Below are 26,423 nucleotides of genomic sequence, written 5' to 3' on the forward strand. Positions count from 1 at the left end.
TTTATTGTTTTTTAAAGATTTATATTTTCAATAGTTAAAGTTACTGGATCAGCAGCACGAACTGTTAATGGCGTTGAATACTGGGCAACAGACCCGTTATTATTCCACATTCTGTATTCGAACTTGATATTTAAATTTTGATCAGTAATTTTTTTGCTGTCATTCATAATTAATACCTGAGCATAATCTTTAGAATGCAGTGCTTTATAGTTTGCTTTGGCTACACCAGCATCGTCAACTACTGAAATTGTATTTTGAATTTCTTCTAATGGAATTTTAGGAATATTGAATGGCTCCGGATTACGAACTAAAAGTGCTACCACTTCACCAGTATTGGTATTGATAATTCGATTAACTTCTGTAGATTGAGCAGGATCTAGAGGAGACATTTTTAAAATTCCTTCAATAGCACGATCAAATAAATGCTGATATTTTAATGCTAATGAATTGCTTAAAGTATCATCAAGTCCCAAAACAACATTGTTTAAAGATGTAATCTGATCTTCGCTTAAACGTAGTGGAACATCAAATAAAGCTTTCCTTGATTCGGCTTGGTTAAGCTCATAACTGTTTACTTGTTCTGCAAAATCTCTGTATCGAGAGGTTTGGAAACCAAATTGATGCACCAATACATTTTCTGAATCTTCGATTTGATTGTTTTGATTTTTATTGAAATAGTTTTTAGCTAATACGGTATACAATTTCGAAGGTTTTAAATCGGTTAATTTGACCTCATATCCATACGATTTCGGTTTTAAAGCATCTCCAATTGTAATGTCACATTTTATTTTGCCAGTACTTCCTTTAATCATGTTTTGTAGCATCTGGATATTCAAAGGAATCCTAGGATCGTTATCATTAACCCATTTTGTATTATCTTTTTCTGCACGCGGATACATTGTAGGATTTTCTACTGTTTGTACTGGTAACGGATATTCAATAAGAACATCATTCAAAGGATCTTTAATGATAAGATTTAAAGCGCCATCAATTTTTGCCCTGCTGTCATAAGCATTCCATTCTTTAAGCATATGATACACATAAGGATTCTTGAAGAACATTGTTATCTTACATTGCTCATTTCCGTAGAATGAAGGTTTAGATAATAATAAACTTCCATCGGCATTTGGATAAGAACGGTTGTAATCTAAATACTGTCTTAATGACGTTAATGGCGATTTTGATAAATCGGTCAATTCATTTTTAACAAGTGTTTGTCCAGGAGGAACCACAGGATCTGGAACAGGGTAGTGCCCTACAGGACCTAATGTTTTGAAACCATAATAGTAATCGAATTTAGTTGTGTCTTTATCATCCACTCTATCTGCAAGAGTAAATTTTAAGCAATAAGTTGAATTCGGTCTCCAAATTGGTTGAACTGTATTCTGAATCGCAGCTTGCATTGCTTGATTATCTTCAGCAACAGCGATTGAACTTGGAATAGTTAGATTGTGCACTGAACTTTCCCTAGTTAACCATCCAATTTCTTGAACAGAAGTAGAGTAGTTTACTTCATTATCATCATCAGAATCTCCTCCAGCAGAACAAATAAGAGCGTTAATTGTCAATAAACTGGAAGATTTTGTTCCTCTCGTATAAACCGCTTTATCAGTGCTGCCTAAGTCTGTATGAGTTGCATTCGAATCTGTTAAAGCAGATGTAGACGTAACAACCGAAACAGTTTCTTTTGGATATAAAGAACAGTTGTCAAATTGGTCATTAAATAAAGAGAAATAAATTCCTTTTTCATTTTGCTTTGTGGAAAGCATTAGAATTTCATTTGTCGAAGGCTCATTTTGAATGTTAATAATAGATGCTTTATCTGATGAACTTCCTCTTTCGATTAATCTTACAAGGTTTAATGAAGTATTAAACACAAACAGGTATTTTTCATTATAGGCGATAAGAGAATTGTCTGCCAAAGTCTTGTTTGACAAATAAATTGCAGAATCAAAAATTGTATCGTTTTTGACAACTGTAATAGAAGTTCCGTTAATTTGAGCTAATCCGAATTTTCCGTTTGTCAATTTAACCGTAAGCAAGACTTTATCATTGGCAATTACTGCATCTATAATTTCAGAGATTGAGGATTCTGCAACTAATTTTGAATCACCAGCTAGAATTGTCTTAGTACTTGCATTGATGCTGAAGCGAATGACTTTTTTGTTTTTAGTAATCAAACTAAAATCGGTGCTACTATGCTGAAGAACTTTAATTGCAACTTCGTTTACTTTTACGCGACGTAAAAGAGAGCGATCTGTACCATTAACCCAGTTAATTTGAGTTCCGTCTTCTAAAGTATTAATCCAAAGCAATTCATTATTTGGCAATGAAATAAGCTTGTTGAAACCTTCAGAATACGTATTCATATACTGCATTCCAGAGTTTCTGTTTAATTCAGAATCAAGTTCGACAATGGCAGTTGTCGCAGCAGGAGCTACGCAGCCTACTATAAAAGTGTCATCAACAATAGCTTCTCCAATTCCTTTGCACTGAGTTGCATCTAAAGCTTGAGTAATTAATAAATTATTATTTACAACTTGCATTGATGTTACCAAACCATTCAATAAACGCTCTCTCAACAGATTTCCTTTTGCATCAATTTGTGCGACAACAGTAGTTTTTGGTGTTGGATGAAATGAAATTAAGTAAGTGTCATTGTATTTGAAAACTTTATCAAAGGCAAAAAGAGCTCTTCCGTTATATCCATAAAAACGAGTAAATGTCAATGGTTCAGAAGTTCCAGTTGGATTATCGTTACCTGCTTCAGCTTTTAATTGAGCCAATAAGGTCATTAAACGATTGTATTCGGTTATATCGCTTGGTTCTGATACAATAAATTCTCCATCAGCTGAAGCGTACGTATCATTAAATAACGCCGCAATTTTATTTCTAACATCTAAAATAGCGTCAGCATTTGCAGCTACTGGACTGATGACAATTTTATCAATTTTCTTTTTCAATAAAACATCGCCGTTTTCATCAAATAAGGTTATTGGTGATCTCAGTTCGGCTTTAGTGTAAGCAATCTCATATAAAGCTGGCGAATTTTTAGCCTTACATATTTTAACTTCTTTATATTTAGACAACTTATCTCCTTCTTCAAAAACTGAAGTATAAGCGCGAATATTAACTGTTTTTGCCTGAGTTGTAAGTTTTAAAGTTGGTTCAATGGCAGATTCAGGGAAAATAATTTCCAGTTTATTATAATTTTTGAATGAAAGCGATCTTCTAAAACCAAAAGGATTGCTTTCTGCAGAAATGTTCATAAAATCACCTTCAGAAAGCTTGCCATCCACAATTTCAGGAGTTTCACCAACGAGTTTAAAGAACAGACCATTGATTCTATCTGCTTCATATTGAGTAGGTACATAATAACGTTTTCCTATTTTTTTATTTTTAAAGTTGACATATTCTGCTTCAATGCTATCAGAGACACAGAATAATTTAGAAGGTGTAATTCCGAATTGTTCGGGAACATGCCAGCCAGGTTCTCCTGCACTTAAGTATGAAAATGGATTAGTTGCCAAAACACGAATACTATCGTATTGATCGATTACTTTTTGCCATTGCGCCCAAGGCAAATCTTTTACAAGATCTCTGGATGTTGAATCCACAACCGCTTTAAAAGGATGATAAGCCTCCCAAGAATTTCCATTTGCAGAAAGTAATTCAATCGATTCAATTGAATATTGGTGTTTTACCTGACGAAGCTTTCTTCCTGCTTTTGATGTTGCTTCAGGAGGCATTAAATCAGTGTAATTTTTCGCATCAGCAGTGTATCCACCAATTATTTTAGAAAGACTAGTGTTAGGTAATACTCCTTTCGTCATTTTAATATCGATGAAAGTATCTAACGGAATCACTTTAGAAATGGCACTAGGACTAGGCATCTGATTAAAATAATCAAGCAAGAAAGCTTCATTTGTAAGCATATGTACTCCTTTTACAGAATCGGCAGTTCTATTGTCATTAGCGTCTCCATATGTCCCCTTAGGAAGCGGACTGTATGGTGTTCTATCTACAATTCTATTGATATCCCATTGCAGTTCTATTTTGAAATTTTTACGCACTCTAACGAAGCCAAGCTTAACACGTACACTTAATTCTAATTTTGCATAAATCAAGAACGGTTTAAAAGATTCTACAGAGAATATGGTGTCTAAGACAATTTCAACATTGATAATCCAGATTTTAATCTGAATTCCTCCACCAGCGGCAATATAACCACCCATTTGAGGACGTTTGAATGAGATTTTTCCGCCCATTTCCAAATAAGCCCATAATTTGACCTTTGCAGGACCGAAGCTTTTCTCGAGTTTAAAGTCTAATCTTGCTCCAGCTTCAATTCCTTGTGCCGAAAGCATAAGAAATGCTTTAGCGGTAAATAAGGTTAAGATTCTAGCCGTAATCGGATCTTTTTTAGAACCAAGATTGATGTACCAAGGCTTTTGGTTTTTAAAGAAAAATCCAGCTTCTAGTAAAGCGTGCAATTGAATAATCTGTCCGCCATCTTTTGGCATTTGAAAATCTGCTCCGGCAGCAAGTTCCAACGAATTATCTCCAAAGGCAACCATTGCAAAGAATGGAGGAGTGCTCTGATCTTTTTCAATAGGACCTAATCTATCGCCAAGAATATTTAATCCTGCCTCAATATAGAATAGAGTAGGCAGAGATAGCAACAGCATGGCTCGCATATTTAAAATAGTTCCGCCTGTTGATTCAAATGTTGCACCAGCTCCAATAGAAAAAGGTGATTTGTATTGCATAGAATCTGGCGGTCCACTGAATTTTCTAATGTTGATTCCGGCTTTTGGATGCTTATAGAATTCGTACCAAGAATTTTCGGTTGTTAATCCAGCTGCTTTTTTGGTAGCCACATATCTAAATCCTAATAAACCTCTGAAGCCTGTGATTGAAAGAAATCCAAGCGGAATACCTGTAGGCAATTCAATACCTGCATCAACTAAAAACGCAGGGTATTTAGGTGCAAAACGCATTCCTACGCTTCCTGTAATTTTAGCTTTAGGTAGTTTTAGGGAAACCTCTCCCATGAATTCTTGTGATTCTCCTGGCTGAGGTAACGAAATCATACCATGAATAATAGCCATCGCAGACTCTTCTGAAGCTGTTCCAGGAATCATCAAATCGACTTCAATAGTCTGGATTCTGATGAAAGAATCTTTGAATCCTTCTTCTGTGCTGTAATAGTATTTAATACCCTCACCACGAGCATCTAATCCTAATGGATTGACACTGATAGCACCATCAAATCCCCAGAAATTATATTTATGTCCATTAAGTTGCGTTGAACCAAAGTTGATGTTGCTCACCGCCATCTGAACTGGTCCAAGGTTCACAGATAAATTAATCGGAATTGGAATAGAACCTCCTTCGACTTCAATGTTTCCATCGCTGTAAATGCGAAGTTTTTCAACATCAAAACCTTGGCCTTTTGCCAATTTGTTCATTAATGTTCCTTGAGGGAAAGACACATAACAAGAAGTTCCTACGTAATAATCATCATCTTGTTTTCCAAGTTCAAAACTGTGAAAATCGAAATCTACTTGACCAAGTAAATTGGCTTTGGGTTCATTTTCTTTATCAAAAGAAGCGGTAAGATTAAAGTCTCCATCGTCATATAAATGACCTTCAATGTCAACAATAAATGGAGTGTTTCCTTTCTTAAATTTTGGAATTTCTAAAGCTCCTTTTATGTTAGAAGAGATAACTCTATTTTGTTTGAAGGAAATATCAAATTTGTTGAAACCAACCCTGAAGCTTTTAGCTAAATTAAACCACATGTAATCAGTCTCACTGACAGGATTTCCAACAATTAGAGATTCTAATCCAATTGTTCCAGAAATTCCACCTTCAGTACCAATTAATAATTGTTTTCCAGTGATTTGTAATGTAGCATCGTTTTCTTTTTTAAACCATTTTTCGGGTAATTTAATAGCCGCTTTTTCTGCGTAAACTCCTCTAAATGCCGCACCTCTTCCGTCTGCATCTGCTTCAGGAATATTTTTATCTCTACTTAAATCTACTTTTAATCCTGAAAACTCTGCGATTAATCCAGTGTTCCCAATCATAGATCTGTTTAAACTAAAACTAGAGATATTATTAAAGATGAATCCGCGATTAGAAGAATATTCCAAGCTTCCAACATCAAATTTTAAGTAGCTAAAATAATTTTCAGGCAAAGGATCATCCAAAGCTATTCCGGTAACATTTTCGTTACCAGTATAAACTGGTTGTAGCCATTTATGAGGAAATTGAAGCCCTACGCTAATTTCATTAATAGCCATTCTAAACTGAAGTGTTAAAGCTTCTTTGATGTTTTTTTCGATATTATCGAAATAGTGAGCAAACAATTTCTTCAAACGATCTAATCCTTCATTTCCAACATTCAGAAGAGTATCGTAAGCAAATTTTAGCAAGTCGATGTCTAAACTTCCTATCTGTTGTGACAAATGCTCTACCTGATTATCAAAAGAGGCATTCGGGTCATTTAAAGTTGCTAAAGCGTCTGTGTGTACGCTATTAAACTGATTAACAAAATCTACTAATGCATTTGCACCAGGATAAAAAGTATTAATAAGTTCATTTAAAAATGTTTTTTCGTTGATTTCTGCTAATTCAAAAAGAATACGTAATACGGATTCGATAGTATTGTCGAATGATTCAAAGTTGAAATCATTGATGTACTTTAGAATAATCCAAGAGTAATCAAAACTGATTGGAATTTCAGTGTTACCATCGACAGTTGGATTCAAAACCAGCTTTAAATCTTGTGCTAGCGGAATATCAAGTCCAAGTGAATTGTACGTGGTTAATGTCATGCTGTAAAAACCAGAAGAGTTATCATAACTCTGGCTGGCAATTAAATCTTTGACAAAAACAGAATCAAAAAGACTTGCGAGGGCATCTCTGATTGCCTCTAATTCATTAGGGATTTTGTCTAATGGTAATAATTGGCTTAACGAGGGGTGCATTATTTGATTTGACATATTCTAAAATTTATTTTCTGTTGTTAGTGGTTTACACAAACTCATTCAATTTTTTTGTTTAAGACCTTGCTGTAATTCTCTCCAAATGTTTCTGTTAGAACAAGGCATAGGTAGAGTGTATTCCTATCGTGCAAGAGAGGACAAAATAATTTTGAAATGTATTTTTGTGTTGTGTTTTACCTGTTCCTTAGGTAGTTGTTTTTTTTAATGGTGTTATGACCATGAATTTTGATTGTTTCAATAGTTAGTTAAAAAACATTGTTGTTAAGTCTTTTTGTCTAAATCAGAAAATTGTGTTTTAAATGTGAGTTTTTGCTTTTAATTTTGATAGTTATTTCTTTTTCACATTGCAAATATTTGAAAAAAAACAGGCCTAAAAAAACGGATGCAAGGTCACTGAACAATTGTATTTTAAGACTTAACACAGTTGTTCAGAAGGTGAACAAATATGTTTTTTTTTGGAAGATCAAATGAATGTTTGCTGTTAAAAGCAAAGAGAATTTTAATGTATTACTTCTATGAAATGAAGTGTGTAGAGAAGAAGTCTACTTTAAAAGCAGCATAAAACTACCATTTACTGCGCCTAAAACTTAAGCGCAGTATTGAGATAGTGTTTTGTAAAAAACTAATTGTAGTATTCGATTTTTCTTTCGGCAACCAAAGTCGGCTCTCCATCTGGTGTTCCTTCAAGAAACATGTTGCATTTTATCCAGTTGTTATGGCTGTCGTATTCGTAGGTGTAGTAGAGTTTTTTAACATCAAGAGTTTGTTCAGGAAAATCAAGGATAAATTCTTTTTCAATCATATCACCTTGCTCATTATAAGTCTTCACAAAATTTTTGGTGGGATTAGATATTTCTCCAGGTCCAGTGACATAATATTTTACTTTTTCTACATAGTCTTTTATAGGATGATAGATATAATCTTCTTTAGATATATTTTGTCCCTCTCCATAAAGCAAAGCTTGTGTCATACGCCCTTGATTGTCATATTTATACTTCAATTGTAAATCATTACAAAATTCATATTCGGTATTTAATGCATTAAAAGAATAAGATTTTATTTGTTCCTCATTCTCTGGGCCGGAAACAATTTTTTGGCTTATAACCTGGTCTTTTTCGTTGTAAAAGAATAATATTTTAATATCAAAGTATTGAGCATTATATTTTTTTAGGGGTACAGAATCTACAGGGTCTAAAACATATTCCAATTCTTCTTTTATTCTTCCTTTATTATCATATTGATAAACATATAGACTTTGGATTAAATCTTTCTGATATACTTCATTTGTTCCTTTAGAATCTAAATACTTGGAAAAGGTATACTTATCAACATTTGGCTTTAGTAGTAAATAATAGTCACTATTTTGAGGATACTTTTTATAAGCTGTTTTTTTGTTTTCTTTTTTTTCAAGGTCTTTGCTATCATAATTAGAATAATTAACATTAACCTCCCTCAAAGAAAGATTTGTTAAGCCAAAATTTGGAATCCCATTTACAGCGATTTTTTGAGAACCATTTTTATAAAGCTCTAAATATGGGTAAACCCAAGGAGCTCCATTATTTACTTGGATAGCATTTTTAATATTCTTTGGAAGATTTTCATTGATTTTGGAGTAGAATGTATGAGACGATTTTACAGAGCCTTTTAAATTTATTTCATTTTTTTCAGAATAAAATAGATTATATCTATTTGAATTCTGTCCGTTTAAAAATGTTGTAGAGAACAGTGATAAATAAATGAAAGTAAAATAAAATGTTTTCTTCATAATTATTATTTTAAGGTCTGTAATACTGTTTTTGCTGCGATACGTTTGCTTTCTTTTTGATAACCTAACAAACCACGTATTTTGTCGTAAGTAATTCGTAAAGGATCTTCCGGGTCTAAAAATGTTAAATTTCCATTCTTATATAATTGAGCTTGATAGTTTATTTCAGCCAGTGCTTCAAGTGTTGCACCAATAGTTGCTCCTTCCCCTGCTTTTACGGTTCCTCCAAAGCTGGCACCAGCTTTTGCTTCTAATGTTACATCAAGTTGTGCTAAAGTAGCAATAAAATTAAAATAATCTATAATTTTAGTTATCCCATAATCAAGATCTGTCCCACGTGATGGTTTTTTATTATTAAGATAGAGATCAAAATGATTAAGGCCCTTTAAAAATCTTAGTAAGCCAGTAACATAATTTACTGGAGGTGCCAATTTTATATATTTATCCATTTCAGCATTTAAACCTACAATACTAGTGCCTGGATAGATTCCTGATTTATTATCATCAAAAAGTTTTTCATAATAATCAGCTCCTAATGCAGCTACTGTTTGATCTTCGGTGGCATTTGGATTAACTTTCTCTTTTTCTTTAATTATATTATGAATTTGACGTCTTTTTTCTTCTAATTTACCTTCGAATGTTTTTCTTTCAGCGGGAGTGTTTAAAGTGGCATACTTGTAATTGAGTTTTTTTAGATAAAATTCTATTGCTTTAGCTACTAGTTTTATTTCCAATTCCATTTTTACATCAATTGCTAATCCTCCTTGAAAAAATGTATTTGATTTGCTTAATTTTAAAGATTGTTCTAACATTTTAGAAATTAATTCGGCTTCAGGTTTTGAACTACCTCTGTGGGCTCCAACGATTAAACCAGTAAGGCTTTTGTCTGGCATTTTTACTCGGACAAGTTTGGTTTGTCCCGTGTTAATATTTAAAGCACCAACTTTTTTGTGAAATTCTATACTTCTAAATAATGATAAAATGTTTTCAAAGTTATAATCGTAGGTTTCTCTATCTTTAATCATTTGATAAAGAGTACCAACATTAAAGTTGTATTTTATTTCGGTACCGGGCTGACAAAGAGAATTAACATCTCCTGTGAAAGTACTGTAATACAATGAAATTTGTTGTATTACTTTTTTTTCTGGGCTAGAATATTTTATAGAATGACCACTAAGAGTGTCGACAATAACATTTTGACCAGTAAAATCGAAATCACCAGGACCGATAGAATCAGCAGAGTCAATTCTATCTAATTTATATTTGACGCCAAACATGGTTCCCTTATCAAATGAGATTTGATTAAAAAACGCTCCTACCAATTGTGCTCCAGGAAGTAAATTCACAAATATTTTTTTTAAAAAACCTCCTAATAGTCCAAAATTTAAAGTATTCTGGGAATAATAGTTTGTATCAATCTCGATAGACTGAAAAACTCTGCCTGAATGATTTTTAGTTAGAGGGTTTTCCCCATAGTCTACCTGATAACTAAAAGCAATACCACTTTTAAAAGCTGCTTCCCCTGTAGCGCCCATACCGGTTAATTTATTGAAAATATTATCTACAAAACCATAACCCCTATTATTATCTTGTTGGGCTGGAGTGTCTTGGTTTTCAGTTGGTGTACTAATACCATTTCCTGTATCAACCCCTATTTGTGCGCCAGCCCAGCCAGTAAGGCTTCCTTCGAAAGAAACTTCAAACTTTGTTAAGTATTGTCTTGGATTTAAGTTTATGACATCAAAATATTCTAAAACGTCAGCAGTAGCATTTACCATTGCTCCTCCAAAAACATTAATAATCATAGTTAATAATGCTGTTTCCTCTTTTCTGACTGGAAATTCATATTCATTTGCAATCTTAATATCATACGTTTTACCTGCGCCAAGACCAACATTTAACCCGAATTTTTTCTGAGATGTACCATGCCCTCCTGTGTGTAACCCCAGACTGGTTCCAACTGCGACATCGGCACCAACTCCAAATGTTGATTGAGTACTGTAGACAATTATTAATTCTTTTTCTTTGGACATTTTTCTAGAAAGGCTTCTTTCTACATTCCCTTTCGTTTGAATTGGAATACCCCAAGTAATGCTTCCTCCAATTGCAATAGTACCACCAAGACCTCTTGGCCAATATTTAGTTAAAACGTCAATAGCAAAATTATATGCTTTTTTAAAAAACTCGGCAGCTTCCTGATACAATGCAATTGCATCATCTACCATTTCATCAACATAATCTAGACCAGTCTCAACAAGATTCTCAAGAGCTGTACCCGCTCTGTTAACAAAAAGATCTAAAACTTCATCAATTACATAGTCCATGACCGATGTAGGTTCACTATTAGGAGTAGTAGGAGGAACACTTACAGGTGTTAACATTTCATTTGGCCTGAAGTTTAGAAAATAATACATCGAATCAGCAAATTTTCTGGAAGGAATTCTAATGTTTTTCCCTTTAATCGTTGAAAATGAAGTTGTATTTCCATCACTATCGAACTCAATTTTACTATTAGGATTCAGCCTTTCCATTTCTTTTAAAAAACGGTAATAATTAGGTAAAGCAGTTTTTGGCTCATCTTGATAAAATTCATTTTCAAAAATATTTATATCATTAAGATGGTTAACTGGATATCGTTGATAGCCATTAGCTTTTACTAGTCCCCATTCTTTTATGCTAGAACCTTTTTCTTCTGAATTATAGTAGTATAAAAGATTAAGATAAAATTGAAAGCGAGAATCATATTTTCTTTTTGCGGCAGGAAATGGTTTTCTTTCGGGAAGATTAAAGATTACGGTGTTGTTATACGGATCCATAATCGGGAAGCCACCGCCCCCATAATAATTGTCAAGAATGATTTTTTCAGGAGAATCACCTTCTTCTATTTTATGCAATTTCGCATCTTCATCGTCAAATAATAATGGAGGGGTATTTTCTTCTTCTTCTTTGTAATCTAAAATATAAGTTTCGGTATAAATTTTTGCGGTACTGTATTGAACTTTAGTTTCATCGGGATTAAGAATTGCAGTGAAATTCTGACCATCAATGCCGTACCTTGAAAATATTTGCTGAACTTCGGGTTTATTTAGAATTTCACTTTTGGCCTTATTTGAAAGATCAATGTTTAAATTTTTATCATTAACAGTGATATCTTTTCGAACTATTGCACCTTTAAGAACTGTATCTAATTCAATTTTGATAGGACGATCATTTTCACGGAATGAGATCGAATATTCATATTTATTGTTTGCAAGAGATTGTTGTACGAAACTAAATTCCTTATTACTAGACTTTCCTATGTATCTTTTCTTGTCAGCATCAAAAAATTCATCTCCTAGAAATTTACTATCAATTTCCAATATGGTTTTGCAATCTACCACATTTGTTATTGGTAGATTGAATTTTTTTTGAAAGAGAGCAATTGCATTTTCTAGATTTGAATCAAATTTATATGAGTTCTCATCTAGTTGAGAAATATTATATTCAGGGTATAGATCATTCCTTTCATTAATGAAATTTAATGCAACCTTGATTAATCTAACAGCTTCATTTTCATCTCCAATTTTTAATGGAGATGTTTTTATACCGCCGCTTCTAGCTATATCTACTAAACGGGAATTGTCTCGAAAAAGTAAACAGTGAAGTTTACCTCCGTCATTATTGTTAGTTTGCTCTTGTTCAGCTAGAGGAACATTGTTTATAGCGTTTTTTGATGTGTATATTGGCATAATTAATAATCTTTATTATTTAATTTTAGTCTACAGCTACACTAGTGAAGCTAATGGGTAAATTATTATATGTGATATCATCAATTGAATCACTGATATCAACATAAAGTAGGGAAGTGTCTTCGTTTTCAATTAGTAATGGCAATCCTAATGTTAGAGTATATTCTTCTACTATAAATTTTGAATGTTCGGTGAAGTTATACTCCTTGCATTTTATATACGCAGGATGATTAGGATATTCATTGTTTAGATTTTGTTGATATTCTTTTAATGCATTGTATTCTTCATGTGTGAAAGTAATGGTTTCAAAAGTTTCAAAAACGATATCATTCTCCCTGTAATCTCCAGATCTTGAGTATGAAAGAAATCTAATAGTATTGTTGCTTTCTGAATCAGTAACTGAGAATTTATTCAACTCAAAGTTTCCAATTTTAGAAGTTTTTACAATTTGATTCAAAAAGCCAATGTGTGGATTTGTTGTATTTTCATAATCATAATCGGCAGTCTCAAATTTTAAATTAAATTTACCTTTGCCAATCAACGCAACAGGATTATCTGCTTTACTAGTTGTTTCTTTATATACAACTTCATCTTTATAAGAAAAAAATGTTACATGATTTTTGTCGATAGCGATTCCCGAAGTAGGTAAATAAGCTTCTCCTCTTTTAGAATCGATAACTATTGGAGAATTAATAGAGGAGTAAGTGTATACTCTAAAGTCGCCATCAATTAAATCATTGAATCCAAAAATATTATTCATCTTTAACGAGAAAAGATTATCCCATATGGATGATAAATTTTGATACTCATTATTATTACTGTTGCCTTTAGTCGATTTTTTCAGAAGGAAGTAATTTGCACCTAATTTTTGATCATCATATTTCCAGTTCTTTAATTTAATAGCTTCAGATTCTTCAAGCTGAATCGAATTACTGCCGTTGCCATCAGCAATTATAAAGTGTTTTTTTTGAGTCGTATCTACCACTGTTGAAATTTTACCGACATAAGATGATAAGAAATTTGCATTCTCAGGACTCCCGATATTTACGGGAATCGTGATATAAAACCACTTCTTACTATTGTTATAAACCTGATCGGTAATTTTAAGAATCGGCCAATTAGTATAATAATTCATGCCAGAATATACGGGATCTTTAATAGCGCTATCTGCAGAATAAAAACCAACATTTAACTCATCTTTGAATTTAAAGAAGTGATTGTATGAAAAGCCCCAATCGTCTCTGATGTCGATATAGACAGTATTTTTGTTGTGAAACTTCTGTAAGAAATTGTCACCGTTATCGGCTCCTTTAATTCTTAATCCTTGATTTTTTGCAGCACCATAAAACGCTGTAATATCCAGATAACTTAAGACTTCTTCTTTTTTAAATCTGTTATTGAATTTTGATTTTAGTTTATCAGCTTCAGTTGCGTTGCTGTCAATAACTAGTTTATCGATTTCTAAAGTATGGTTTGAAGCCTTTAAGAGTTTAAATGTTGGTTCGTAGCCAATCATATCAAGGATAACTTCAACTCCTGCAAGGGTAGATCCACCGGCAAATTTTCCGATTTGGCATCCTCCTTCAACAATTAAAGGGTGGAAAGTATCGGTATCATCGAAGAATATTTTTTCGATAAAAGTTGTGTCAGGAAGTTCTGAAAAGTTTAAACCTAAACAATCTGATTTAGCAATTAAATTGGTGCCATTTTTTGAATTCAGTTTATCTTGCACCTCTTTTATGACTTTAAGGATATTGCTGGAAGCCCATGAACCATCTGATTCGAGGATATTTCCAACATTATCAACCAATGAGGATTTTTTAATTCCTCTGTAAATAAACATTTTTACAGGGAAGCCACTCACATAAGTATTCATAGGAAGCAATGCGATGTTCAATAATGACGAATTCGTATTACTTGGAATTGCAAACACTAATGATTTTGTAATGGCATAAACTGGAGCGTCCTCAGAAACAGAAAAATTATTATCCAAATTGTATTTTTCAACATTGCCTACATCTGGCTGCTGTCCAAAAGCTAATTCTGCTAATTGATCAGTTTCTATTGAGCTTTCTTTTGTAAAAAAATATATTTTCGACATGCGTTTAGTTTTTTAATCTAAAATTCAATTGAAATTTTAGAATGAATTATTTTTTAAATTATTTACTTGATTCTAAAACAATCTGTAGAATCGTGCGATCGGCCTTACTGCATAATAAATCAGCACCAACAGAAAAATCCTCCCCAACCAAATCTGCACTTTTTGCCAAAAAGTCAAATAATTGACAAATTTTATGCTGTTGATGGTTTTTACTTCCGTTTCTTTTACCTGTTGCGATTTCCATCGGGCATAGAGTTCCTGCTCCTTGAGTTCGCAGTCTACATTAAGTTTATTGTTATCAAGACGAACCTTTGGGCTTTTTAATGTACGCCCTGGTTCGGCTTGAGTAACATTCTTAACAACTACTTTTCCGTTTTGGCATTCCAGTAATGCTTTGAAAGAACTACTGTCTTTCTGAATTTTAAAAACAGTATCATGTACCGTTTCTTTGATTGTGATCGTTTTGGTTTTTTCTTCGCTTAGAACCGGCTTCGGACTTTTGCACGAAACCAGAACTAAGACTGAAAAAAACAAAAAAACAAGACGTTTTAAATTATTTAGCATAAATTGTAATTTGTTTATTAAGTATATTTTAGAGTCTTAAAAAGCCTTTAATGCTTTTAATTTCTCTTTTTCTTCTGGCTACTTTATAGCCTTCGCGACCTCCCATGTCGTTTGTATTGCCTTCAATGGTGTAGATAAGACTTCCTGCAACTTTATCGACAATTCCGGCATGACCTGTTCCGTTTTTAAAGTCTATGATAAAAACATCTCCAGGCTGAGGATCTTTTTTAGCTAGAGCTTTGCTTGAATTGTATTGGTCTAATACGCCGCCAGTTTTCTTTAAAGGATTTTTGACTCCCAATTGCAATGCCGCTTTTTGAGTACACCAATAAACAAAAGCCATGCACCAAGGATATCCTTTTCCGAGCCCGACACTTCTCAAGTAAATTTCGACTTCTGGGCCAGCATTGCTGTTTCGTGGCATTTCTTCAACGCCAACCTGAGCAATTGCAGTTTCTAAGGTTTTTTGGGCTAATGTCATTGTTGCTTTCCGTTTAGTTGTTTAAATTTTTGAAGCTCATCTACCAATTGCTGGTTTATGAGCATGAGCTCTTTGTGTTGTATTTCCATTTTTTTGATGGTTTCGGTTGCGGAGGTCAATCGAGCGGTAAGATCATCAAGTAAGTCACGATAATATTTTACGGCGCTCACAGCATTGTCAAGTTCGGCAGCTCGGTCTTCGGCTAATGATTTCCTCATCGAGAAAAACCAAGTAATAAATGCTGCAAAAAATGCGGTAAGAGTGGGGTATAGAAACTGTTCCATTAGTGTTTTGAAAATAGGTGTTAGGATTAAAATTTGTTTTGAGAAACAGCTTGAAGTATTGTTTTGCGGAAGAAATCTGGCCTTAATTTTCTGTAGTAATTGCTGTAGCTGTTTCCTTTTGTGGGTACAAAGATTGCCTTAAAAAAGCAGTAAAAAAAACGAATGAAAGGCACTTAAACACTTGTATTATGGTGCTTTACAGAGTTGTTTAGTCAACGAACAAGAGGTGTTTTTACTGAGGAAAACACCGCATCTTTGCAGAGCGATTCAGATAAAATAACAGTAGCCAATTTGGTTTTGCTACTTTATAAATTCTTTGTCTGATTCGAGATCAGTTCTTCTATTTTTTTGAGTTCAGATGTTATCGGAGTGCAAAGAATCTCATACAAAGTGGTACGAGAAATAGGGTAGACTGGATAAATATATTTACGCCAAACGACAGTAGTAGGAATATCTTCTGTTTTGTGTTTTTTATACAATTCTTTGATAAGCTTATAGCGTAAAAGTTTATTTTTTTGGATGCCCAGACTTCTGTTAGTAGATATTGCCATAATGAAAGAAATAAAATGATTTGAAAGAACTGTTTTAGATTAAAGAAATACAGCCATTTGAGGCTTAAGAATAATTATAAATGCATTACAGATAACCAAAACCATTTGATCCTAATATATCAATGGCGACTCTCTCCTAATGCCGAAAATCGTCTGGAACTTCGTCCTGAAGTCATTCTTGCATAAGCACTTAATAATTTAAGTCAGCAGAGTCCGCACGACAATTTTGTTCCTTCGTTATAAACTTGGAACATCCTGGGAAAAAGAATGGTTTTGAGTTATTTGATTAGGGCAGAAAGCGCCCGTTTTTCGGTTCCTGATTTTCTTAAAATAAGTTAAGAAAACAGGAACCTTTTTTATTGGCTGCAGTTTAAAAAACTGCCGGGTTTTCTAGAGAAATAAGAGTAACGTCAAATCTATAAGTTTGATGTTTTTTAGGAAGTTTGATTCACAATCTTACAACTTTTATGATCTGTGATTGGTCTTGTTTTTACGCTCATTTTTGTATTGCTTAAAAGTTGAATTTATTTTGAAATTGATCCATTCGCGAAAATCCAATATCGGTTTTAAATTCGTTGCAATTAAAAGGGCTCCTAAAAGCAGGGAAGCGTAAATTTCATGGTTTGGTAGCATTGATTTATAGTGTTTTTTAGGTTGTTTTTGGGAAGTTTTTAATTGGTCTTTTTCTTTGGTTATGATTTCTCTTCTTCCATAAAAGGATCTTCATAATAGGGCGTGAAATGAAATTTCATTACAAGATTTGTAACGTTTTTTACTTTATTTTCAAGATCTGATGAAATAGGGCGAGGTTCTGCTTCTGGATTGTCTAAAATGTGCATCCATTGAAAACGCTCTTGATTAATGCAGATTCGTTCTCCAGCATTAAACGTTTTAATTTTCTCCGAGCAAAACTGAAGTGCAACATAAAGTCGTGCAATACGTGCCTTAATTTGTTGTTTATTCATGTTTTCGCAATTGTAAAATAGTTCGTAATTTTTTTAGATCGTATTCAATTAGGCACCTTTCAGCGCTGTTAGGATTTTTAACCAGCCAAGATTCTAGTTCCTGTATTTTTTCTATAATTTGAGAAATAGTCATTTTTATTTAGGATTTAAGATGGAGAGACTTTTTTGCATAAATGAGTTTAAGATTTAGGATATTTGAATGTTGTTTTTTGTAAATGAATTGTCTTAAATTTTTGCAGATGGAGAAGGTCGTTTCAAATCGTGAAATCAGAAAAAATGAAACTTTCTTGATTCACGTTGGAAGAAGTTAATTAGAAGCTTTTTTTATAAATAAAGATAAAATGAAGCAGTACGTTAAGAAAAACGTTTTAAGATCGAAATCGAGTTTTGATTAGAAGAAAAAGCCTGTAAAAATAAATTGTTACAGGCTTTTTCTTTGATTAAAATGTCAAAAGAACGTATTTTTAATACAATAATTTTTAAATCAATTTAGATGATTTTTTGATTCCATTTTTTATAAATGAATCTAGTTGAGAGAGCAAAGATGCGAGCTTTATATGCTTAAAAAAAGTCAATGCAAGGTGTGTGAACACCAATGTTCGAAGTTTTTACAGACTTGTACAGAAAGCAATTTTAATAGCCAATTTATGAGATGTAATTAGGAAGCCATTTTTTGGCTCAATTCTTCGATTTTTTTCAATTCGATTGTAATAGGAGTACACAGAACTTCGTACAATGTAGTTCTTGAGATAGGATAAACGGGATAGATATATTTACGCCAAACAACTGTAGTTGGGATATCTTCCGTTTTGTGTTTCTGATATAAATCTTTTATAAGTTTATATCTAAGTAATTTGTTTTTTTGAATTCCGAGACTTCTTTGACTTGATACTGACATGTTAAAATGATTAAAATGATGAAATAATGAAGTGTAGTAATTTGTGGTGTTTGGTTGAAATTAATTGCTTAAAAAAGAATTTTGCGATCTGTTTTTAACTTTGTTTTTGAGTTCATTTTTATATTGTTTGTACATCGTGCTTATTTTAAAATTTAACCATTCATGAAACATAAGAATAGATTTCAGATTGGTTGCAATTAATAAAATTGCTAAAAGTACTGATGCGTAGATGTCGTTATTAGGCTGCATTTATGTGTTCGGTTTGTTGGTTAAAAAAAATTGAAAACATATCCGTGAATAAAATCAACTGAAGACATAGATAGCGGAATATTTGTTCTTGTTCCGTTTTCGTTTATTGTGCTTGCTTCAATAAACCAGCTTGAACGAATGGGCTTAAATGCTGAAGCAATAATTCCGACGCCATCTGTAAATTCTTCATCATTAAATTCTTTAGTAAGTTTTTGTAATTCAAGAACTCTTGAGCCTTTTAAGTTTCCTTTAGCGTCTTTTTTTAAAAGATTGAAAACAATTTTCACTAGCGAGGCAGTCTCTTTACTTGTAGAAAGTGATGCGATGTAATTTTGCACTTTTTCAATTCCGATCGTTACAGTGTCGTCCCAGCCTTCATTAATTCGATATCCTATTGTAATTTCTTCTTTTTCATTAGAAAATGTATGAGACATTTGTTTTTCTTTAAAGCCATAAACTTGGTTTTTTAAATCTAAAATTGTTTCAAAAAGCTGAAATGTTTCTGTCTTTACATTCTGAATCATTTCTGAGGTTTTTTTTAGTTTTAAAAGTGCTTTAGGAATCGTTTCTGCGACTAATTTTTTATAAGTGTCTCTTTCTTGGTTTTTTTTGCTTTCGACTCTAATTAAAGCTTCTTTTAGCTGTTTAGCTGAAAATTGAGACAAGTCGATTGTTTGGTTGCTGATCATTGAAGTGTTCATAGTTAATTGGTTTTTAAGTTTTTAGAATGTGGTAATAATCTCTTCTTTAAGCGGATCTTCATAATAAGGCTTAAAATTGTATTTCAGAGCCAGTTTCGAAATTTCTGTAATTTTGTTTTCGATAACCGATGAAACAGGTCTTGGGGTCGCGTTTTCATTTTCTAAAATGTGCATCCACTGAAAACGTTCCTGGTTAATGCAGATTCTTTCTCCAGCTGTAAAAGTTTTAATTTTTTCAGAACAAAACTGTAGGGCTAAATAAAGTAGTGCAATGCGTTGTTGAATTTGTGTGTTACTCATGATTTTCTTTTAATTGATTTTTTAATTTTTTAATGTCAGATTCGATTAAATTTCTTTCTGGGCTATTTGGATTTTCAATAAGCCAATTTTCCAGTTCCTGAATTTTCTCTTTGATTTGAATTGTTCCCATTTTTAATTCGGATTAAAGTTTTGATGGTATTTATTGTTTTTAGAATTTTTATGAATAATTATTTTTGAACTCGTAGTATTTTCCATTCTTTTTATGTTTTAGGGTAGTATTTTTCTGTTTTAGGATAAAATTATTTTTATCATTGTAAATCAGTTGTTTGTGGTGTGTTTTGAATAGTTGTAATTTATGTTTTACCAATAAAATGTGGTTTAACCTATTGTTTTTCAATTTTATTTTTCTTTACTTTGCAAATATAATGTAAAATAATACATTAAAACAAATTTTTAACGTAAAATAATACATCTTTTTATGGGGTCAACGGAAAGAGTGCGGGAATATCTTGATTATAAAGGGATTACTAAGTATAAGTTTTGTAATGATTTAGGATTTTCTAATAAGTTTTTAGATAATAGCAGTAATATGGGAACAGATAAGGCGTGTAAAATATTACACTACTATCCAGACCTCAATTCAGAGTGGCTTTTGACAGGAAACGGGCCTATGATTAAAGAAGAAAATACTAGCATTGTGGTTATGAATAGTGATAGAAAAACAGTTGATACGCTTCATGCAAATCAAGAGATACCGTTGTATGATTTAGAGGCCGTTGCAGGTTTAAGAGAACTTTTTAGCAGCGGAGAACCGCAAAGAATTCTGGATACAATAAAAATTCCGAATCTTCCAAAATGTGATGGAGCAATTTCTGTAACAGGAGATAGTATGTATCCTTTATTGAAATCGGGAGATATTATATTGTATAAGGAAACAGAATTTGAAAATATCTTTTTTGGCGAAATGTACCTTTTAAGTGTAAAACTAAATGATTGGGAAGAATACATTACCGTAAAATATGTTCAAAAGTCTGAACAAGGACAGGAGTATGTAAAATTGGTAAGTCAGAATTCGCATCATCAGCCAAAAGACATTCATATTTCAAAAATATCAGCTTTGGCATTAATAAAAGCAAGCATACGTATTAATACGATGATGTAAATTTTTTAGAAATTCTCTTTCATTTAAACGGGAGAGAAAAAACGCGAAAAGGCTTTAGCTAAAACTTAAAAGTTTGGCTAAAGCCTTTTCGCGTTTTTTGCAAACAAATCTATTTTAAGCTGAAATCGGAAATAGTTCTTTTTTTTTGCAGAATTCAGTTTTATATGGAAAGGTTTAAATTATAATATTTCTTATAAAAGTGTTTTTTCTCATTTCTGGAATTCTTTATTTTTTCTTTTTATTGCTTCAAAATGAAATTTTTTTAGAGTTTGAAATATGCTTTTATAGCATCCCTATTAATTATTTGTTAAGCACTTTTTCGCTCCAATTCTGCTTTTTATAAGAGAAAGACTGTTATCTCGGATAAAGTTTCTGAGTTTTTGCTCCAAATGCTGTAAAGCTTTATTTCGTGGCTAATTTTCGACTTCAAATGTTAATAATATGTTTCGTTTCAGAGGGGTTTTATTAATGTAAACGTAACCTAATCAACCTACCCCTAGGTTTAATTTTGGAGACATATAAGAAGAACCCAATACTTTGTATATGCCAATTTTTAAACAGCAGGATCATTATCAAAACAAAATCAGAAAAAGTGTTTTGGCTCACGCTTTTCATTTGATTAATCATAAAATAATGAATCATGTATAAGAAGTTTACAGACGAAGAACTTGTCGAATTATTAAAATCGGGCAAGGATAAAGCTTTTGATGAACTTTATTTTAGATATCGAGATCTGTTAGTTCGATTCGTATATCTCCGAATGAAATCGATTGCCATTTCAGAAGAAATTGTGCAGGAAGTTTTTACCACTATTTGGGAAAGACGCAAAACAATTGTGATCCAGAAAAGTTTTGCGGCATACATCTATACTTCGGTTCGTTACATGACTTTAGATTACATCAAATCGCATGAGGTTACCGATCAATACATTCAGGAAGTTTTAGATAAAAATACCGTTTCGCAAACCAGTTATAATGCGATCGAGGATTCTATTTATTATGACGAGTTGAAAAAAGCGGTTGATGAAGCGGCATCGTTACTTCCTAAAAAATCAAAAGAGGTTTTTATTCTTAGCCGCGTAAAACATTACACCAATAAAGAAATCGCCGAAGAATTGAATGTTTCAATCGAAACCGTAAAATACCATATTACGTATGCGCTGAAATTTATGCGCACTTATTTGGGCGAATTCAATTAAAAGTAAACTTCAGATTACGAACTCAGCTTTTTTCTTAACAGAAGCGTAACCTTTTGCGCCTACCTAAAATTACAATTCCCAAGACATACTATTAAAGACATAAAGAAATTATAATGCCTGAAAATTCAAATAACGAAATCAAAAATTTTTTAGAAGGAAAGTATTCTCCGAAAGGACAAGAAATGTGGAATAAATGGTACGATCGTACAGATGATTTTTTTGATAATATGGAAATGGTTCAATCAGACCGTTCTAAACTTAAAAAAGAATTAAGACAAATAAAGAACACTAATAAAGTTATTTCTCTTTCATACAAAAACTGGGCTATTGCGGCTTCTTTGGTTTTCTTAATCGGATTATCGGTGTTTTTTTATCAAACATCAAATGCAGTCGAAAGCAAACAATTTGCCGTAAAACTAGGAGAGCATGCTAAAATAGAATTAAGTGACGGAACACAAATCTGGTTAAATGCAGGAAGTGTACTTAAATATCCAAAAGAATTTAAAGGAGATACCAGAGAAGTGTATTTAAGTGGCGAAGCTTTTTTTGATGTAGCCAAAGACAAAAAACATCCGTTTATCATTCATACCAATAAAATGGATACCAAAGTTATCGGAACCAGTTTTAATGTTCAAGCGTATCCAGATCAGACCACACAAGAAGTTTCGGTTGCTACAGGAAGAGTAAATGTGAAATCGACTGTGACAGAAGAAAATGTGTATGTAACTCCAGGACAGAAAGTGGTTTTTAAATCTCAAAACAATAAGCTTCAGGCTTTTAAAGATATTCCGGTAAATGCCATTTCGTTATGGCGAAAAAATATTATGGTTTTTGAAGAAACGCCTTTGCCAGAAGTTGTGGCCACAATTAATCGCAATTACAATGTTTCAATTGAAGTCAAAAACAAGAATTTAAACGATTTAAAGATTAGCGCCTATTTTAAAGAACTGCCTGCCGATCAGGTAATTGGGTTGGTGTGCAATATCATCAATGCCCAATACAAAATGGACTCAGGGGTTTACAAAATCGAGTAATTCTTTAAACAATAAAAATAAAACTACGTAGCAAACTAATAAACAAAACAATTACACTAAATCTAAAAACTATGAATGAAAAACAAATGCGGTATGCCGCAAAATGGCAGAGCATAAGGACAATAGGAACAAAATTATTCCTATTTATGACTTTGTTTTTTGCTGCACTAACAGTAAAAGCCGGGAATGTTGACATTAACAAAAGAGTGACTTTAAAAGTTGACAATGAAAGTATAAAAAATATATTTCAAAAAATTGAAAATCAGGTTGATGTGCATTTTATGTACGAAAGCAGCCAAGTAAATGCCAATCAGAAATTAAGTTTAAAACTGAATAATGTAACGCTAGAGCAAGCATTAGATAAAATCTGCGGTAATGTACTTAGATATGAGATCGTTAGTAACAATGTCGTGATTAAGAAAAATCAGAAAGTTGCTTCTGCAGACCAAAATAAAATTATTGTTTCAGGAACTGTTATAGCAGGAGACGATAATATGCCTTTGCCAGGTGTCGGGATTAAAGACAAAGGTTCGGATGCCGCAACAGCAACAGATTTTGACGGAACTTTTAAATTGGAAGTAAACGCTTCTGAAGCAACGCTTATTTTTTCTTACGTTGGGTATGTAACGCAAGAAGTAAAAGTTACGGGTACGCAAACCATTAATGTAAAATTGGCTGCCGATGTAAAACAGCTTCAGGAAGTTGTGGTAATGGGGTATGGAAGCGTGAAAAAAAATGAAGTTTTAGGAGCTGTTGGTAGTGTTTCTATGAAGGAAACTTCAAGCAGAACGTACAACAATGCTGCCGAATTATTGCAAGGAACAGTTGCCGGAGTTACCGTAATCAATGATGGTGGAGATCCTACTGCGTCGCCAACAATTAACATTCGTGGTATCGGATCTTTGAATGCTGAAACGCCTTTAATTGTTTTGGACGGAATTATTTATAGTGGTTCTTTAAATACCATAAATCCAAATGATATTGCATCGATAAACGTTTTAAAAGATGCGGCTTCTGCAGCAATTTACGGTGCGAGAGCTTCTGGTGGGGTAATTTTAATTACTTCTAAAAAAGGAATTTCGGATAAAATTAATGTAAATGTAAACTACCAAGGAGGTTTTCAGAATGTAGCCAAAAAACTAGAGGTTTTAAACGCTGCAGAATATGCTGATGCTATGAATCTTGCAAGAGATAACGCAGGTTTGCCTAGAATTCCTGCTTTCGATCCTGCATTTGAACCAACTGCAAGAACAACAAAAACAAACTGGATGGATGAAATTTTCCGTACGGGAGAAATTCAAGATCTATCTCTTTCGGTAAACGGAAAAACAGAAAAATCTAATTTCTTTCTTTCTGGAAGTTATAGAAAAAACGAAGGTATTTTGTTGAATACATATGGAGAACGTTATACAGTAAGAGCAAATTCTTCTTTTAAATTGGCTGATAATTTCACAATTGGAGAAAATATTTCGTACTCCTTAACTGATGGTCAGACTGCTAATACGTCAAGTTCGTATACAGGAGCAATTCAAGCAGCGATTTTGTATCCGCCAAACGCAACGATTTACAGAGAAGATGGTTCAGGGCAATTTGGTGGTGTTCCAGAAAAATATATTGGTTCTTACGGAGATGTTATCAATCCGGTGGCGTATTTGAAAAGATTAGACAATAAAAATCCAATTTCTACCATTTTGATCAATCCGTATGCAGAATGGGAAATTGTTCCAGGGTTAAAAGTAAAATCGAACTGGGGTTATACTAGAATTCAAGATAATGCATCAGACTTTACAGTAAAAGTTACGGAGCCTGGAAAAATCTTCGATTTCAACAGATTGACGTTGAAAAATATAACAACTACAGATTTATTGAGCGAGCAGACTATTTCTTATGAGAAATCATTTGGAAAACACAATTTGAAAGCTTTGGCTGGATATACGTATCAAGAAACGAAAAGAGATTTTTATACTGTTGAAGGAACTGGTTTTGATAACGAAGATCCATCGCAGCGTTATTTATTGAATGCAAAATTGATTCAGCAGACGGCAGCAGGAAGATCAGATGAAATTATTTCTTCTTATGTGGGAAGAATCAATTACGATTTCAATCAGAAATATTTAATCTCTGGAATTGTTCGTCGTGACGGAACTTCAAAATTATTAGAAAATAACCGTTGGAAAGTATATCCTTCTGTTTCTGCAGGTTGGTTAATTTCTGAAGAAAATTTCATGAAAGGTATCGAGCCAATCATCAGTAATTTAAAACTTCGTGCAAGTTGGGGACAAATTGGAAACTTAGGAAACCTTGGACCATACCAATTTAGCGTGCCATTGGTACAAACTCAGGCTTTAATTGGAGCTGTACCATCAATTAATTATGGTTATGCTGAAAGCGAATTATCAAATCCGAATTTAAAATGGGAAAGCTCTGAGCAGACTAATATTGGTTTAGATTTTACCATGCTAAATAACAGTTTAGTAGGATCTGTTGATGCTTATGTAAAGAAAAACAAAGACATGTTGGTTCGTGACCAATTGCCAGGAGTTTCGGGAACGCCACAAGGAAGAATCGTTAACTCGGGAGATGTTGAAAACAAAGGAATCGAGGTGAGTTTAACCTACCAAAAAACTCGCGGAGAATTTAAATTTGATGTTACGGCAAACGCTGGATTCTTAAGCAATAGAATTGTTTCTATTAAAGACGATTTAAATTCATTAGAACCACTTGGTTTAAGCAGAGTTCGTAGTTTGCCGTTAGCCAATATTTACCAAGTTGGAAGCCCAGTTGGAGCCTTCTACGGATATGCTACCGATGGATTATTCCAAAGCAATGATGAGGTCAAAGCTTTTGTAAATAAAGATGGCGTAATGTATCAGCCAAATGCCGTTGCTGGAGATATTAAATTTAAAGATGAAAATGGAGATGGTGTAATCAACAATAGTGATAGAGTAGTTTTAGGAAGCCCTTTCCCAAAAACAACGTATAGTTTGAATGCCAATTTCAGATACAAAGGATTCGATATGAATGTCTTTTTCAGCGGAGCTGCAGGAAATAGTGTTTTCAATGCGGTAAAACATACCGGTTTAAATGCTTCTTTCCCAGGGTACAATTTATTGTCTGAATCTAAAGAAGCTTGGTCTCCAACAAACACCAATACCAATGTTCCGGTTCTTTCCTCAACGGATAACAATAACAACTTCGGACGTATTTCTGATTTATACATTGAAGATGCTTCTTTCTTAAGACTGAAAAACGTTTCGATTGGGTATACAATTAAAGAAAGCTGGCTGAACGGAAAAGCAAAATTGAGATTCTTTATTTCTGGACAAAACTTATTTACAATTACGAAATATTCTGGAATGGATCCTGAAGTTGGTCTTAAAAACTTCGGAATGGATTTAGGACGTTATCCGCTTTCTCGTATTTACATGACAGGTGTTAACGCAACTTTTTAAAAAATAAAAAACAATT

17 protein-coding genes are annotated in these 26,423 nt (G+C 33.0%); 4 read left to right on the forward strand and 13 right to left on the reverse strand.

The window, feature by feature from the left end; translation table 11 throughout:
- Nucleotides 1-11: 11 nt before the first annotated feature.
- The 13 genes from QLQ95_RS13975 to QLQ95_RS14035 form a co-directional block, all read right to left on the reverse strand.
- The gene (locus QLQ95_RS13975) at nt 12-7,010 is read right to left on the reverse strand and encodes a hypothetical protein (protein ID WP_482500303.1); all 6,999 of its coding nucleotides are present in this window, start codon (nt 7,008-7,010) and stop codon (nt 12-14) included.
- 625 nt (nt 7,011-7,635) lie between these two features.
- Nucleotides 7,636-8,778 carry a hypothetical protein gene (locus tag QLQ95_RS13980; RefSeq protein ID WP_482500304.1) on the reverse strand — a complete coding sequence of 381 codons (1,143 nt, stop codon included), beginning with the start codon at nt 8,776-8,778 and terminating at the stop codon, nt 7,636-7,638.
- A gap of 5 nt (nt 8,779-8,783) precedes the next feature.
- Complete coding sequence (locus QLQ95_RS13985; RefSeq protein WP_482500305.1) at nt 8,784-12,506, reverse strand: hypothetical protein; 3,723 nt, start codon at nt 12,504-12,506, stop codon at nt 8,784-8,786.
- 25 nt (nt 12,507-12,531) lie between these two features.
- Nucleotides 12,532-14,607, reverse strand: coding sequence for a hypothetical protein (locus QLQ95_RS13990; RefSeq protein ID WP_428238654.1), 2,076 nt, complete (start codon nt 14,605-14,607; stop codon nt 12,532-12,534).
- A 72-nt stretch (nt 14,608-14,679) separates the two neighbouring features.
- Nucleotides 14,680-15,141 (reverse strand): hypothetical protein, encoded by a 462-nt coding sequence (locus QLQ95_RS13995; protein WP_428238653.1) that lies wholly within the window; start codon nt 15,139-15,141, stop codon nt 14,680-14,682.
- A gap of 58 nt (nt 15,142-15,199) precedes the next feature.
- Nucleotides 15,200-15,652 carry a CHAP domain-containing protein gene (locus tag QLQ95_RS14000; protein ID WP_428238652.1) on the reverse strand — a complete coding sequence of 151 codons (453 nt, stop codon included), beginning with the start codon at nt 15,650-15,652 and terminating at the stop codon, nt 15,200-15,202.
- Nucleotides 15,649-15,936, reverse strand: coding sequence for a methyl-accepting chemotaxis protein (locus QLQ95_RS14005; protein WP_083219804.1), 288 nt, complete (start codon nt 15,934-15,936; stop codon nt 15,649-15,651). The genes QLQ95_RS14000 and QLQ95_RS14005 overlap by 4 nt, the downstream gene beginning before the upstream one ends.
- A 305-nt stretch (nt 15,937-16,241) precedes the next feature.
- On the reverse strand, nt 16,242-16,487 hold the full coding sequence (locus tag QLQ95_RS14010) for a hypothetical protein (RefSeq protein ID WP_482500306.1): 246 nt from the start codon (nt 16,485-16,487) through the stop codon (nt 16,242-16,244).
- A 692-nt stretch (nt 16,488-17,179) separates the two neighbouring features.
- Nucleotides 17,180-17,452 carry a hypothetical protein gene (locus QLQ95_RS14015; protein WP_428238651.1) on the reverse strand — a complete coding sequence of 91 codons (273 nt, stop codon included), beginning with the start codon at nt 17,450-17,452 and terminating at the stop codon, nt 17,180-17,182.
- A 658-nt stretch (nt 17,453-18,110) separates the two neighbouring features.
- The gene (locus QLQ95_RS14020) at nt 18,111-18,350 is read right to left on the reverse strand and encodes a hypothetical protein (protein WP_379797184.1); all 240 of its coding nucleotides are present in this window, start codon (nt 18,348-18,350) and stop codon (nt 18,111-18,113) included.
- 269 nt (nt 18,351-18,619) lie between these two features.
- Entirely contained in the window at nt 18,620-19,300 is a 681-nt protein-coding gene (locus QLQ95_RS14025; RefSeq protein ID WP_482500307.1) for a DUF3164 family protein, read from the reverse strand.
- A 21-nt stretch (nt 19,301-19,321) separates the two neighbouring features.
- Complete coding sequence (locus QLQ95_RS14030; RefSeq protein ID WP_428238649.1) at nt 19,322-19,600, reverse strand: hypothetical protein; 279 nt, start codon at nt 19,598-19,600, stop codon at nt 19,322-19,324.
- Nucleotides 19,593-19,730 carry a hypothetical protein gene (locus QLQ95_RS14035; RefSeq protein ID WP_428238648.1) on the reverse strand — a complete coding sequence of 46 codons (138 nt, stop codon included), beginning with the start codon at nt 19,728-19,730 and terminating at the stop codon, nt 19,593-19,595. Before QLQ95_RS14035 ends, QLQ95_RS14030 begins: the two co-directional genes overlap by 8 nt.
- A gap of 309 nt (nt 19,731-20,039) precedes the next feature.
- Between QLQ95_RS14035 and QLQ95_RS14040 the strand changes: the two genes are divergently transcribed.
- The 4 genes from QLQ95_RS14040 (at nt 20,040) to QLQ95_RS14055 (ending at nt 26,407) form a co-directional block, all read left to right on the forward strand.
- A complete protein-coding gene (locus QLQ95_RS14040; RefSeq protein WP_428238647.1) occupies nt 20,040-20,723 on the forward strand; it encodes a S24 family peptidase in 684 nt (227 codons plus the stop codon).
- Nucleotides 20,724-21,363: 640 nt separating this feature from the next.
- The gene (locus QLQ95_RS14045; protein WP_320495692.1) at nt 21,364-21,921 is read left to right on the forward strand and encodes an RNA polymerase sigma-70 factor; all 558 of its coding nucleotides are present in this window, start codon (nt 21,364-21,366) and stop codon (nt 21,919-21,921) included.
- 113 nt (nt 21,922-22,034) lie between these two features.
- Entirely contained in the window at nt 22,035-22,955 is a 921-nt protein-coding gene (locus QLQ95_RS14050; RefSeq protein ID WP_320495690.1) for a FecR family protein, read from the forward strand.
- A gap of 71 nt (nt 22,956-23,026) precedes the next feature.
- On the forward strand, nt 23,027-26,407 hold the full coding sequence (locus QLQ95_RS14055; protein WP_320495688.1) for a TonB-dependent receptor: 3,381 nt from the start codon (nt 23,027-23,029) through the stop codon (nt 26,405-26,407).
- The last annotated feature ends 16 nt before the right edge of the window (nt 26,408-26,423 follow it).

The organism is Flavobacterium sp. B330r (assembly GCF_056824325.1).

Bases quoted from the DNA above. Each gene is read 5' to 3' on its own strand.
- QLQ95_RS14005 (WP_083219804.1), bottom strand. From the start codon at position 15,936: ATGGAACAGTTTCTATACCCCACTCTTACCGCATTTTTTGCAGCATTT.
- QLQ95_RS14020 (WP_379797184.1), bottom strand. From the start codon at position 18,350: ATGTCAGTATCAAGTCAAAGAAGTCTCGGAATTCAAAAAAACAAATTA.
- QLQ95_RS13985 (WP_482500305.1), bottom strand. From the start codon at position 12,506: ATGCCAATATACACATCAAAAAACGCTATAAACAATGTTCCTCTAGCT.
- QLQ95_RS14040 (WP_428238647.1), top strand. From the start codon at position 20,040: ATGGGGTCAACGGAAAGAGTGCGGGAATATCTTGATTATAAAGGGATT.
- QLQ95_RS14025 (WP_482500307.1), bottom strand. From the start codon at position 19,300: ATGAACACTTCAATGATCAGCAACCAAACAATCGACTTGTCTCAATTT.
- QLQ95_RS13990 (WP_428238654.1), bottom strand. From the start codon at position 14,607: ATGTCGAAAATATATTTTTTTACAAAAGAAAGCTCAATAGAAACTGAT.
- QLQ95_RS14050 (WP_320495690.1), top strand. From the start codon at position 22,035: ATGCCTGAAAATTCAAATAACGAAATCAAAAATTTTTTAGAAGGAAAG.
- QLQ95_RS14045 (WP_320495692.1), top strand. From the start codon at position 21,364: ATGTATAAGAAGTTTACAGACGAAGAACTTGTCGAATTATTAAAATCG.
- QLQ95_RS14015 (WP_428238651.1), bottom strand. From the start codon at position 17,452: ATGAATAAACAACAAATTAAGGCACGTATTGCACGACTTTATGTTGCA.
- QLQ95_RS13980 (WP_482500304.1), bottom strand. From the start codon at position 8,778: ATGAAGAAAACATTTTATTTTACTTTCATTTATTTATCACTGTTCTCT.
- QLQ95_RS14035 (WP_428238648.1), bottom strand. From the start codon at position 19,730: ATGGGAACAATTCAAATCAAAGAGAAAATTCAGGAACTGGAAAATTGG.
- QLQ95_RS14010 (WP_482500306.1), bottom strand. From the start codon at position 16,487: ATGGCAATATCTACTAACAGAAGTCTGGGCATCCAAAAAAATAAACTT.
- QLQ95_RS14000 (WP_428238652.1), bottom strand. From the start codon at position 15,652: ATGACATTAGCCCAAAAAACCTTAGAAACTGCAATTGCTCAGGTTGGC.
- QLQ95_RS14030 (WP_428238649.1), bottom strand. From the start codon at position 19,600: ATGAGTAACACACAAATTCAACAACGCATTGCACTACTTTATTTAGCC.
- QLQ95_RS13975 (WP_482500303.1), bottom strand. From the start codon at position 7,010: ATGTCAAATCAAATAATGCACCCCTCGTTAAGCCAATTATTACCATTA.
- QLQ95_RS14055 (WP_320495688.1), top strand. From the start codon at position 23,027: ATGAATGAAAAACAAATGCGGTATGCCGCAAAATGGCAGAGCATAAGG.